Origin of the sequence: Weissella coleopterorum (genome assembly GCF_011304355.1) — a bacterium.
Taxonomy (GTDB): Bacteria; Bacillota; Bacilli; order Lactobacillales; family Lactobacillaceae; genus Weissella; species Weissella coleopterorum.
In genome coordinates this window covers 1,553,479-1,566,334 of the sequence record NZ_CP049888.1, presented here as the reverse complement: position 1 = coordinate 1,566,334, position 12,856 = coordinate 1,553,479, and the positions used below count along the sequence as shown (strand labels likewise).

At 40.1% G+C, this 12,856-nt stretch carries 13 protein-coding genes and 1 other RNA gene; 12 read left to right on the top strand and 2 right to left on the bottom strand.

Going from position 1 to position 12,856, the window contains the following annotated elements; translation table 11 throughout:
- The first annotated feature begins 16 nt into the window (after nucleotides 1-16).
- From ffs to galE, 10 genes are all read left to right on the top strand, one after another.
- Nucleotides 17-113, top strand: an RNA gene (gene ffs / locus G7084_RS07895) — signal recognition particle sRNA small type.
- Between the two features lie 127 nt (nucleotides 114-240).
- On the top strand, nucleotides 241-1,995 hold the full coding sequence (gene dnaX, locus G7084_RS07890) for a DNA polymerase III subunit gamma/tau (protein WP_166011579.1): 1,755 nt from the start codon (nucleotides 241-243) through the stop codon (nucleotides 1,993-1,995).
- A 32-nt stretch (nucleotides 1,996-2,027) separates the two neighbouring features.
- Entirely contained in the window at nucleotides 2,028-2,627 is a 600-nt protein-coding gene (recR, locus tag G7084_RS07885; protein WP_166011577.1) for a recombination mediator RecR, read from the top strand.
- Complete coding sequence (locus G7084_RS07880; protein WP_166011575.1) at nucleotides 2,627-2,890, top strand: YaaL family protein; 264 nt, start codon at nucleotides 2,627-2,629, stop codon at nucleotides 2,888-2,890. Before recR ends, G7084_RS07880 begins: the two co-directional genes overlap by 1 nt.
- Before the next feature lie 9 nt (nucleotides 2,891-2,899).
- Nucleotides 2,900-3,544: a dTMP kinase gene (gene tmk, locus G7084_RS07875; protein WP_166011573.1), complete on the top strand. Its 645-nt coding sequence runs from the start codon at nucleotides 2,900-2,902 to the stop codon at nucleotides 3,542-3,544.
- A 3-nt stretch (nucleotides 3,545-3,547) separates the two neighbouring features.
- On the top strand, nucleotides 3,548-3,877 hold the full coding sequence (locus G7084_RS07870; RefSeq protein WP_166011571.1) for a cyclic-di-AMP receptor: 330 nt from the start codon (nucleotides 3,548-3,550) through the stop codon (nucleotides 3,875-3,877).
- Between the two features lie 26 nt (nucleotides 3,878-3,903).
- Nucleotides 3,904-4,914: a DNA polymerase III subunit delta' gene (holB, locus tag G7084_RS07865; protein ID WP_166011569.1), complete on the top strand. Its 1,011-nt coding sequence runs from the start codon at nucleotides 3,904-3,906 to the stop codon at nucleotides 4,912-4,914.
- Between the two features lie 33 nt (nucleotides 4,915-4,947).
- A complete protein-coding gene (rsmI, locus tag G7084_RS07860) occupies nucleotides 4,948-5,832 on the top strand; it encodes a 16S rRNA (cytidine(1402)-2'-O)-methyltransferase (protein ID WP_166011567.1) in 885 nt (294 codons plus the stop codon).
- 11 nt (nucleotides 5,833-5,843) lie between these two features.
- Nucleotides 5,844-6,578 (top strand): acyl-[acyl-carrier-protein] thioesterase, encoded by a 735-nt coding sequence (locus G7084_RS07855; protein WP_166011565.1) that lies wholly within the window; start codon nucleotides 5,844-5,846, stop codon nucleotides 6,576-6,578.
- A 75-nt stretch (nucleotides 6,579-6,653) separates the two neighbouring features.
- The gene (gene galE, locus G7084_RS07850; RefSeq protein WP_166011563.1) at nucleotides 6,654-7,655 is read left to right on the top strand and encodes a UDP-glucose 4-epimerase GalE; all 1,002 of its coding nucleotides are present in this window, start codon (nucleotides 6,654-6,656) and stop codon (nucleotides 7,653-7,655) included.
- A gap of 179 nt (nucleotides 7,656-7,834) precedes the next feature.
- Here the strand turns inward: galE and G7084_RS07845 are convergent, their stop codons facing one another.
- Both G7084_RS07845 and G7084_RS07840 read right to left on the bottom strand, forming a co-directional pair.
- The gene (locus G7084_RS07845) at nucleotides 7,835-8,206 is read right to left on the bottom strand and encodes a hypothetical protein (protein ID WP_166011561.1); all 372 of its coding nucleotides are present in this window, start codon (nucleotides 8,204-8,206) and stop codon (nucleotides 7,835-7,837) included.
- A gap of 55 nt (nucleotides 8,207-8,261) precedes the next feature.
- A complete protein-coding gene (locus G7084_RS07840; RefSeq protein WP_166011559.1) occupies nucleotides 8,262-9,215 on the bottom strand; it encodes an aldo/keto reductase in 954 nt (317 codons plus the stop codon).
- 246 nt (nucleotides 9,216-9,461) lie between these two features.
- On the opposite strand from G7084_RS07840, the gene G7084_RS07835 reads away from it, so the two are divergent.
- Both G7084_RS07835 and G7084_RS07830 read left to right on the top strand, forming a co-directional pair.
- Nucleotides 9,462-11,060, top strand: coding sequence for an L-lactate permease (locus tag G7084_RS07835; RefSeq protein WP_166011557.1), 1,599 nt, complete (start codon nucleotides 9,462-9,464; stop codon nucleotides 11,058-11,060).
- 212 nt (nucleotides 11,061-11,272) lie between these two features.
- Nucleotides 11,273-12,850, top strand: a complete 1,578-nt coding sequence (locus G7084_RS07830) for an accessory Sec system glycosyltransferase Asp1 (protein ID WP_166011555.1) — start codon at nucleotides 11,273-11,275, stop codon at nucleotides 12,848-12,850.
- Nucleotides 12,851-12,856: the final 6 nt, after the last annotated feature.

Sequence of the window (12,856 nt, the reverse complement as noted above, 5' to 3'; positions counted from 1 at the left end):
TACAATATTAAATGTCGAAAGACAAAGGCAAGTTTGCACTTCGAACCGTGTCAGGGTCGGAAGGCAGCAGCACTAAGGAGATCGTAGACTGTGCCTTATATATGATTTTAATGAGAGGTTCGGAATTTTGTGTTCCGAGCCTCTTTTTGTAAATATTTTTACCAAAATAATTAGTTTGAAACTGGTTAAATTTTGTTAAAATAAAAGATAAGATTATAAATTAGAAACGGAGGGTAGCAGATGGCTTATCAAGCACTTTATCGGACCTGGCGTCCACAAAAATTTGCAGATATGGTTGGTCAAGAGGTGGTGACAAAGACCCTCCGGAATGCTTTAATGACGGAACAAATTTCGCATGCATATTTATTTACCGGACCACGCGGGACTGGGAAAACATCAGCGGCAAAAATTTTTGCTAAAGCGGTGAATTGTCTTCATCCAGTAGATGGGGAAGCTGATGGTACTTGTGAAATTTGTCAGGCGATCGACCAAGGGACCTTAGGCGATATTATTGAATTAGATGCCGCTTCAAATAATGGCGTTGATGAGATTCGAGAAATTCGAGAAGATGTTAATTATGCGCCCACATTAGCTCAATATAAGGTTTACATCATTGATGAGGTGCATATGTTATCAACGGGTGCCTTTAATGCACTTTTGAAAACCCTAGAGGAACCACCAGCCAACGTGATTTTTATTCTAGCTACTACGGAACCACAGAAGATTCCGGCAACAATTATCTCACGTACTCAACGATTTGATTTTAAGCGGATTGATGCTACGGCTGCTTATGATCGAATGATTTATATTTTGAATCAACGTGGCAATACCTATGATGAGACGGCGGTGAAAGTGATCGCCAATGCGGCTGATGGTGGAATGCGTGATGCCTTAAGTATTCTAGATCAAGCTTTATCATTTGGAAATGGACATGTGACGTTAGAAAACGCCCTGCTGGTGACGGGATCGGTCACTCAGACCTTATTAGGCGAATACGTGATGGCATTAGTCGATCATGATTCAAAACGTGCCTTAGCAAAGCTTTCTGAAGTCTTAATTGCGGGAAAAGATGCAGGCCGTTTTATTGAAGATCTCATTAGTTATGCCCGTGACTTGTTGTTAAATACGGAAGCGCCTGATTTAATTGCGTTGGTTCCGGATGATAATTTTAAACAATTAGCGAAGAATCAGGCAGCCGATATTTGGTATCAAATGATTGACTTGCTCAATGAAACACAACAACAATTACGTTTTACAAACCGGCCTAGTATCTATTTAGAAGTTTTAACGGTTAAGTTAAGTCGTCTAAATCAAGAAGTGTCGCAAATCAAACAACCGGTACAAACCAAAGAATTGGTGAGTCAGCCTAATCCAGCACCTGTCAGGGATAAACCAATTTTAACGTCGCCACAAGCGGAAACTACACAATCGACAACTTCTACTGTGACACCTGTCACTAAACCGATTAAAATGGCACATAAAGCCAGCACTGAACAAAGTCATGTTTTTGCTATTTTGGGCGAAGCAACCCGTGGCGATTTGAATCGCTTGCAAGGAGTGTGGGCTGATGTCGTGGCACAATTAAATGTCTCCCAAAAAGCCATTTTAAGTACCGCTAAACCATTAGCAGCCTCGGCTAATGGGGTTCTTTTGGGCTTTGATTTTGAAATTTTCCGTGATAAAACGAAAAAAGATCAAACGCTAGTGGATACATTAAATGAACAGATTCGTAAGTTAACCGGTGCAGAAAATGAACGAGAGCTGGGCTTAGTTACCAATGATGAATGGCCTATTTTAAGAAAACAATGGATTCAACAACATCGTCAAAATCAAACGGTTCCTGAACGTGCAGCTGCTAGTACGGAAGTAGAAATGACCGCGACTGATTTACCAGATGCGATTGAAAATGACGGAGAATCAACACAGACGCATGAGATTGTTCAAGCGGCTAAAGATTTATTTGGGGATGATTTAGTTGAAGTTAAAGCTGATTAACGAATATTTATATAAGGAGTGGGGGAGTTTTGATGCAGTATCCAGAACCAATTGCAAAATTAATTGATAGCTATACAAAATTACCAGGAATTGGAATTAAAACAGCGACACGGTTAGCATTTTATACGATTGATATGCAAGAAGATGATGTCACGCATTTCGCTCAATCCCTGATATCAGCTAAGCGAGATTTAAAATTTTGTAGTATTTGTGGGAATTTAACTGAAGAAGATCCTTGTTCAATTTGTCAAGATGAAACCCGAGATCCCACTGTGATTTTAGTTGTTGAAGAAGTTAAAGATTTAATGGCTTTAGAAAATACAAATGAGTTTAGAGGTCGTTACCATGTCCTACATGGTGTTTTATCGCCACTCGCGGGAAAAGGACCGGATGATATTAATATTGATTCGCTCGTGAAACGACTCCAAAAAAATGAAGAAATTCAAGAAGTGATTGTGGGTACAAATGCGAACGCTGAAGGTGAAGCAACTGCGATGTACCTGAGTCGGCTCTTAAAGCCAGCGGGTATTCATGTATCGCGCTTAGCAACCGGTTTGGCGGTAGGGAGTGATATCGATTACGCGGATGAAATTACTTTGATTAAGTCCGTAGAGGGGAGGACTCAGATGTAATGTTTGGATTAAAAAAGTTGAAATTAAAGCCAGAAATTTATGATGCAGAATTATTAGATGCAATTGATGACGCTAAATATGATTATGAGAAAGCCAAAGCTTCTGAGATAGCCCTCTTTGAAAGTGAAATTGATCCACGTTGGATTAAAGCTCAAACGGCATTTGCCAAACAAAAATATTTTTTCTTATTACGAGCTGCGCGCACCCGAAAAATGAAAGGGCAGTGGCAACGATCAATTATTCGTTCAGAGCAATTAGACTAGGGGGTTGCAATGGTTGGTAAATTTATTAGTTTTGAAGGTCCAGAAGGTGCTGGCAAAACGAGTGTCTTGAAAGTTTTGATGCCACGCTTACAAAAACAATATGGTTCACAGTTGTTAATTACTCGCGAACCTGGTGGAACTGATAATCCAGTAGCTGAGGCCATTCGCGACGTAGTCTTAAGTCCGGCCTATCCAACGATGGATATTAGAACTGAGGCGCTTTTATATGCCGCTTCACGACGTGAGCACGTTCAAAAAACAATTAAACCGGCATTAGCCGCGAACAAAATCGTTTTATCTGATCGGTTTGTGGATAGTTCGATCGCCTACCAAGGTGCAGGGCGAGAGCTGGGCATGGATAACGTTAGGGCACTGAATGATTTTGCTTTGGAAGGATTCTTGCCGGATTGTACGGTATATTTTAATATCCGACCAGAAATTGGTTTGGAACGGATTCAAGCTCATCGACAGAACGAAATCAATCGGCTCGATCTGGATTCGATTGAATTTCATCAGCGCGTCAGTGCGGGATATCACCAATTAGCTCAACAAGATCCCAAACGAATTGTTGTGATTGATGCGGAGCAACCGTTGGAACAAGTGATTGAGGATGCTTGGCAAGCTGTTAACCGCGTTTTGAAAATGGAGGAATAAACCATGAAAATGATTATCGCCGTGGTACAAGATAAAGATGCAAATAAATTAGGAACCGAATTTATTAAAAATAATATTCGAGCAACGCGAACGGCCACGTCAGGTGGCTTTCTGCGGTCCGGAAATACAACCTTTATGATTGGGATTGAAAATGATCGCGTTGAAGATGTTTTGGAAATTATTAAAAATAATGCTAAGGCACGTAAACAATTTATGGCCCCTTCAGCTAGTTTAGATTTATCATTTGAGGCCACAACCGCTATGCCGATGGAAGTGCAAGTTGGTGGGGCGACGGTCTTTGTTCAAGATATTGAACAATTCCATCGTTTCTAAGATTAGATAAGATTAAGGAGAAAAGCATGGAAGCTCAAGAAATTGTGAAACGCGCTTATTTACAGCAATCAGCGCTCGTGGAGCGATTAAAGTTGGCGATTGAGAGTCAGCAATTAGCACATGCTTTTTTATTTGCTGGTCCAAAAGGCCAAGGCCAAGCGGATGTTGCCACTTGGTTAGCGATGCGGTTGATGTGTGAGCATCCAACGCCGAATGGTGATCCTGATTTAGTTTGTTCACATTGTCAAAGAATTGCTGCACACGAGCATCCAGATGTGATTGAGATTCAGCCAGATGGCCGGTCTATTAAAATTGATCAAATTCGGTATCTACAAGATGAATTTAATAAGACAGCGGTCGAAGGACGACAAAAAGTCTTTATTATTAGTGCGGCCGATACGATGACCGATAATGCTGCCAACGGGCTCTTGAAATTTATCGAAGAGCCGGTGGGTCAACAAACGGCCATTTTGATGGTTGAAAATCGACAACAAGTGTTGCCAACCATTATCTCACGAACCCAAGTGATTGATTTTCACGCGATCGAACCTCACGTTTATCAAAAGGGATTAGTAGAGTTAGGTTATCCGCGAACGCAGGTAGAACTTATTGCGACCCTAACGAATAGTTTAGAGACGGCAGGAGAATGGTTGGAGGACGATTGGTTCAAGCAAAGCTACCAGGTGCTGGGTGATTTGGTACAACGAATTCTGCGCCTAGATCCGCAAGCATTTACTCAAGTTCAAATTCAATTAATGCCGCTCGCTCAAGATAAAAATCGGCAAATGGTATTATTAAACTTATTAGCAGCAGCGTGGCGTGACGTATTATTGATGATGGATGGAGCGATATATACACCGCGAATTGAAGATGCTACAAGCTGGCTGGCGCTCGCTGAACCATTTGGGTTTAATAAGTTATTAATGGTGCAAGAGCTGTGCTTGAAGGCTCCGCAGTGGCTAAATAGTAATATAAGTTTTCAAACGGTCGTAGAGACGTTAGTTTTAAAAAGTCAGTTTATTTTAGCAAATGATTAATGCAATACTTTAGCCGTAGAATTGGAGTCAGGGATGCAAGTACAAAAAAGTTTTATTAAGCAAATGACTGGGACCCTTTTTTTAGTTCCCACCCCCATTGGTAACTTAGGTGATATGACACAACGTGCCATTGAAACATTGAAAACAGTGAATTTAATTGCCGCTGAAGATACCAGACACACAGCACAATTATTAAATCAATTTGCTATTACAACTAAACAAATTTCATTTCATGAACATAATAAAGAAACACGAATTCCAGAATTAATCGATCGTTTGCAACAAGGTCTGGATCTCGCTCAGGTTTCTGATGCTGGGATGCCATCAATTTCAGATCCTGGGCATGAATTGGTGTTAGCAGCCTTAGATGCTGATATTCCAGTTGTACCAATTCCCGGTGCATCTGCAGGAATTACGGCTTTGATCGCATCTGGGTTAGCTCCGCAACCATTTTTGTTTTATGGTTTCTTGCAACGTAAGCCGAAAGAACAACAAGCCGAACTGGTAGCATTGGCTCGGCATTCTGAAACAATGATTTTTTATGAGGCCCCTCACCGGCTGGCGAAGACATTGGCTAATATTGCTAAGATTTTGGGGCCTGATCGCCGGGTGGTCCTGGCCCGGGAATTAACTAAACGGTATGAGGAGTTTTTGCGGGGAACTGCCGAAGAATTAGTACGATGGTCTCAGGATAATCAAGTGCGAGGCGAGTTTGTGATCGTGATTGAAGGGGGCTTAGAGGTTGAGTTAGCTGCGGAGCTTCAAGATCCACTAGCTGATTTATCGAACTTAGAGGCCGTAGATGCATTGGTGAAGCAAGGCTTGAAAACTACCGCTGCGGTAAAAGAAATTGCTAAAAAACGCCAATTAGACCGTCAAACACTATATTTGGCTTATCAAGAACAGAATGAGGGATAATAAAAACAAAGATGCGAATTTTTGAAACAAAACATGAAATTTTGGATTTTGAAGGGGATATGTCAGGGAAGTTGATGCTTCCAAATATTCTAAGTTTAGCGATTATGGGATCAACCAAACAATCCTTAGCGTATGAAGTTGGACCTGATTATACGCATGCCATGGGACTAGGCTGGATTGTTTTACAACATGAAATTATAATCTACCGGCGACCATCTGTGGGAGAGACGGTAACCATCCAAACGCATGGAAAAGAATTTAACCCATTTTTTGCGAAACGCGATTATACATTTTTAGATGAAGATAGTAATAAAATTATTCAAATTGATTCAATGTATGCCATGCTAGATATGGAAAAAAGGAAAATGGCGCGGATTCCAGATGCATTAGTACAAGCATATCAACCTGATTCAGTTAAACGCGTGCCACATCTTGCGAAACCATTGCGATTTACTAATGAAGAAGCAGCAGACCTAACACGGCTATATCAAGTTCGATTTTCCGATATTGATTCTAATCAACACGTCAATAATGCTAAATACTTAGATTGGGCGCAAGATCCACTAGGTCGTGATTTTTTGTTGGAACATGAACCCCAGTTGGTTAATATCAAATTTGAGCACGAAGTTTTGCTGGGTGAGACCGTTGTGTCTAAAGTCATTCAACAAAAAAATCAAACCAAACATCAAATTTGGATGGGGGATGAGTTGGCGGCTGAAGTAGGGATCAAATGGACTGAAAACTAAAGAAGTAGTATGATGGATGTGATCAGCAAGCTGGTTCATAACATTAATTATAAGGGTTTTAGAAGGAGAACAGACATGAGTACTTTGGTATTAGGTGGGGCAGGATATATTGGATCGCATATGGTTGATTCATTACGTGCTCAAAATAAGGCAGTGGTAGTTGTGGATAATTTGGCGACAGGGCACCGACTAGCTGTGCCTGAAGATGTTCCTTTTTATCAAGTTGATATCCGTGATAAGCAAGCGTTGTCAGCGGTTTTTGATCAAGAAGAAATTGACCAAGTTGTTCATTTTGCGGCCTCTTCAATTGTGCCAGAATCGATGACCGATCCGTTGAAGTATTTTGATAATAATACGGCGGGAATGATTGCGCTCTTAGAAGTGATGCTGGAACATGATGTAAAGCAAATTGTCTTTTCTTCAACAGCAGCTACCTATGGGGATGCTAAAGAAAGTCCAATTAAAGAAACGACGCCTCAATTACCAATTAACCCGTATGGCCTTTCAAAGCTACAGATGGAACAAATTATGGCTTGGGCTGATAAGGCGTATAATTTGAAATGGGTGGCCCTACGTTACTTTAATGTAGCAGGAGCTAAGCCAGATGGTTCAATCGGTGAAGATCATCCGACTGAAACTCATTTGGTACCGATTATTTTACAAACAGCACTCGGTGAGCGTGATGCCATCACGATGTTTGGGGATGACTATAACACGCCTGATGGCTTCAACGTCCGTGACTATGTGCATGTGATGGATTTGGTTGATGCGCATGTCTTGGCTCTTGATTATTTGGCAAAGGGTAACGTTTCAAATCAATTTAATTTGGGAACGGCTAATGGATATTCAGTGAAACAAATGGTGGAAGCGGCTCGTGAAGCGACGGGGATGGAAATTCCGGCTACAGTTGGGCCACGCCGTGCTGGTGACCCCGATTCTTTGATTGCTGATTCAACCAAAGCTCGTGAGGTTTTGGGGTGGACTCCACAATATGAATCAGTACAAGAAATTATTAAGACTGCCTGGACTTGGCATCAAACGCATCCTGAGGGATATCAAGATCGTTCAAAAAATTAAAATTAAGCTAAAAGACGACCAACCTGAATTTTATTTCTGGTTGGTCGTCTTTTAATTATGTGAAATAACTTTTATAAATCAAATTATTATTTAACTCTAACATGATGATTTGATTAGAGTTATCCGAATAATGCATGGAAATTAATTTACGATCTAGAAGTAGTGAATTGTGGTAGGAATTAATCAACAAGTGTGACTGAAGCGTCCTTAATCTTCATAATATCATGACCAATCCAATTATAGGGTCCAAGAATGGATTCAGCCCATTCAAAATCCATATCAACAAAAATATCAGTAGGTAGTTCTTGATCGGTCAATAAAAATTCATGTAAATTATTCATGGCATCATTACTGGTTTGAATCATTGTCGATTTAACTTGATAATTGGCAGCCAATTCATTCGGTAATTGTTCCAAATCTAATTTAGGAGTATTTAAATCAGTTTGGATGGCAATTTTTAATTGAATTTCAGTATTTTGGCTTTGAGCTACCACAATTGGTCCGATTTTATCAATGTGTGCTTGTTTAAAAACTAAAACTAAATTATTCATTAGGAGCCTGACTTTCTAAAAATGGTTGAGTAGTCAAGAAATGATAAGCATGCGTTTATGGTAAATCATTCCCCGCTGCCAAATAAATATCGTACCATTCTTGATTGGTAAGATGGACTTGATCAGCATCGGTCATTTCATCAATACGATTAATGTTCATTGACCCTAAGATGACTTGCATATTGGCAGGATGGTAGGTAATCCAAGCTACAGCTACGGCATTTTTACTAGTATTATTTTTATCTGCAATTTCTTGCAACTTTGCATTAATTTCAGGAAACTTTGGATTATCAATGAATGGTCCTTCGAAGAAACCATATTGGAATGGTGACCAAGCTTGAATGGTCATTTGTTGGAGACGTGAGTAGGCTAAAATTCCGCCATCATGATCAATTGAACGCGGGTCTTGCATGTTAACGTGGAATTCCGCATCAATCATACCGGTGTGCATGATACCAAATTGAAGTTGATTTGCGACTAATTTTTGGTTCAAAGCACTTTGTAGTAATTCAATTTGCCATGGATTCATATTTGAAACTCCGAAATGCCGAACTTTTCCAGCTTGTTGTAACTGATTGAAGGCCATCGCAATTTCAGCTGGATCTTGTAGGGTATCTGGTCGATGCAATAGGAAAGAGTCTAAATAGTCGGTATGTAGACGTTGTAGTTCAATGTCAACGGCGGCAATTAAATGCTTGGCATCGAAATCATAACGCGGACCTTTGAGTCGGTCACCGTTAATTTGCCCTTTTTCTAAAATGATCCCGCCTTTTGATTGCAAGAAATATTGATCACGGGTGAGAGAGCTAGCGTCTAGCGCTTCTCCAAAGACCGTTGATGATTGCCCACTTCCATAAATGTCGGCAGTATCAAAAAAATTAATCCCCTTCATAAACGCTTTTTCGACAATTTGCGTCGCTTCTTGCGTTGATTTTTGATCCATTCGCATGACACCAAGAGCAGTGTCGGAAACTTGAAGGTCAGTTTGGCCAAAATTAATATAGCGCATAGATAGTAATCCTTTCTGAGTTTTCAGGCTAAAACAATAAAACATTAATTAATTTAATTATAACAGGTATTGCAACGTTGGAAGCGATTGCAATTGCTTTTTTATAATGATAATTTTCATGAGCATTGAAGACATAAAAGGGAAAAGTCGAGGCCAGTTTAGATTTCCTGTATAATATATCTTTGAACGAACGATGGTAAATTGAAGATATTTGAAGATAAAAATAAATTGGTGGAGGTACAGTGAATGTTATTGATTGCATTGTTAGCGGTTTTGTTACCGTTAATTTTATTAGCAGGGCTTAATTTGCCGGCGGCTAAAGGCATGGCTATTAGTGCAGGAGTGGTTTTAGTTACAGCAGCACTTTTTTGGAAAATGTCGGGCTTGGTATTGCTCGCATCGATTTTACAAGGGTTACATAAAACTTTGCCTATTTTATGGATTTTGTTTGGTGCTTTATTAATGTTGGAAGTTTTAAAAAAAACTGGGGCAATTGAACGAATTAACCAAGGATTTATGCAGGTGACCACAGACCGGCGCGTCTTGACGGTTTTAATTGTATATTTATTTGGTGGTTTAATTGAAGGAGTATCTGGTTTTGGAACTCCAGCTATGGTGACAGCGCCGTTGATGCTCGCATTGGGATTTAATCCATTGGCAGCGGTCACGTTAGCACTTGTGGGAGATTCAACGGCGGCTTCGTTTGGAGCAGTTGGAACTCCATTAACTGTTGGATTAAGTAATTTATCAGGTGGAGCTAGCTATATTCAGTTAATTGGTCAAATGATTACAAGGGTTGAGTTAACGGCCGGAACCTTTGTGCCGACATTAATTATTTGGCTCTTAATCAAGTTCTTTGGTTCTAAAACTGATGATCAGGGTAAATTCAAAGAGATGATACCATGGAGTTTGGCTTTGGGGTTAAGTTATTCTTTGATAGCGTTTATTACGGTTCATTTAATAGGTTATGAATTCGCTTCAATCGTGACTCCTCTAGTGGTTTTGGGGCTAGCACTTTTGTCAATTCGGTTACATTGGTTGTTACCAGCATCGGTTTATCAAAATAATTTTGGATCGGCGATTGGAAAAACACCGGCTGATAATCCAGAGACCACGAAAACTATGCCGCTATGGTTGGCATGGCTGCCATATTTAATCGTGGTGTTGTTACTATTAATTTCACGGACAGTTGGCTCAGTTCGTTATTTGTTTGGGCAATATCTAGATTTATCGTGGGTCCAAATTTTAGGCTTTTCAGAGATTAATTCTAGTTGGCAATTCTTGTCATCCCCAGGAACGATATTAACGCTTGCTGCGGTGATTGGATTGATCCTGCAGAAACGAACCCTTAAACCATTGGTGGGAAGTGCCAAAAGTGTTTTAAGTGGAATGAAATTAACAGGTTTTACATTAGCAGTAACCTTGATGATGGTGCAAATTTTTAGTAATTCAGGTTTAAATCAAGGTGATTTAGCTAGTATGCCAACGTATATTGCTAATGCGGTTGCCGACGTGTTGGCCCCTGTTTGGCCATTTGTTGCTCCGTTACTTGGTGAGTTGGGGTCCTTTATTACGGGGAGTGCCACCGTGTCCACCTTAACTTTTGCACCAATTCAAGCCGATGTGGCGCAACAAGCAGGGCTGAATGGTCAATTAATGATGGCATTACAAGTCATTGGAGCAGCTGCTGGAAATATGATCTGTGTGCACAATATTGTGGCTGCCAGTGCAGTGGTCGGTTTAGCTGGGCAAGAAGGCCAGATTTTAAGACGGACCGCTATCCCGGCATTAGTTTACTGGATTCTCTTAGGAATAACCGGGGTATTTTGGTTGCTTTGGATTTAATGAAATTGCAGAAAATAGTTGATTAAAGTTGCAGGTGCTAAAAAGAGCCCTGCAGCTTTTTTTTGATGCGCTGGTATTGCGGGTTTGGGCAAAGTGCCGTGTTATAATTAATGAAATCAGATACTAATTTATGGATAATATAAATGGAACGAACGCAGCATAAATTGTTAATAGTCAAATCCGTAAAATAGGCGATCAATGGGGAGAAATAGATGATTTTTCATATCAACGCAACTTTACCAGCTAAAAAATCTGGAATTGAGCATGCCGAATTAAAGCGAATTCGTTTGTTTAAAAAAAATAAGTTATCTCAAAAATTGATTTTACGGGAATGGGATCCTAACTTGCATGCTCAAGCACGAAAAGAAAATTTAGATGATGACCAAATTTTAAATTTATTTGATTATTTTCAAGGGACTGAGGTGGTAAGCGCTAAGCATGTCACGTTGGAAGACCTTGATTGGGGCGTGCCAAATTGGAAAGTTGACCCGGAGCCGCAAAAACAACGTTTTTTAATTTGGCAAGGAAGTCAACTTTTGGCGCGGGTTAACTATGACCAAAATGATGGAGAACGAGTTAAATCAGTTGAGTGGTTTGATGCTTGGGATAATCTGTATCAAGTTCAACATTATGATGAACGGGGGTTTGTATCATTGGTGCAATGGTATACGCCTGACAATCAAATTCATCAAGAAGTTTGGTTAGATTTAAACGGTCGGCCAGTACTGGAAAATAGTTATAAGTATACGATGCAAAGTAAGCATCAACTATTGAAGACAAATTGGCTATTACGGCATGCAGGAAAAACTTATCAATTTGATACGCTAGATGAAATTATGGCGTATTTTTTGAATACAATTAATAATTTATATTATCAAAAAACGCAACCTAATATTTTTATTTTGGATCGAGCGCACTTGGGCGATGCAGGGCTATTGAAATTGGACTTACCAGCTTACCGTGTTTTACATTTGCATAACGCACATACTAGTGATGCGCAAAATCCGTTGGAAGCGGATTTGAATAATCATTATGAGTATGCGCTCGCTAATTTATCAGCGTATGATGCTGTCATATCGGCGACACCGCAACAAACGCATGATTTACAGGCGCGTTTTCGCCCTCAGAGTCAATTATTTACGATTCCAGTAGGGATTATCGAGCAACGCCTATTAGATCAGCCACCAGTGCCGTTGCAAGCGCGAACTTTTGGAAAAATGGTTGTCTTTGCTCGGATCGCCAATGAAAAACGGTTAGATGATTTAGTTCGAGCAGTTGCCCTAGGCCATCAAAGTATTCCAGAACTAACCTTGGATATCTATGGCTATGCTGATCCAACGGATAATTATGGTGCCCGGCGTGCGATTGAACAATTAATTACCACCGAAAAATTAGAGCAAGTCATCACCTTACAAGGTTATACCGAACAAATTGATGCGGTCGAAAATGATGCAATGTTGTATGGATTGACGTCGCGCATGGAAGGATTTAATTTAGCCCTCATGGAGGCGACTTCGCATGGATTAATTGGAATTACCTACGATGTTAACTATGGGCCTAATGAAATTATTCAAGATCAAGTCAATGGGCGCGTGGTTGAATATGGTAATTATGAAGCTTTGGCGGCGGCCATTGTTCAAATTTTACAAAATCCAGCATTATTAAATAAATATATGCAGGGCGCTTATGATCTATCCCAACGTTATTCTGAAGCAAATGTGATGCAGGCGTGGCAAACATTATTTGATGCTGCCAACACGTCTTTTAGTCCAGCTTTGAAGCACCATTGAAAGAAG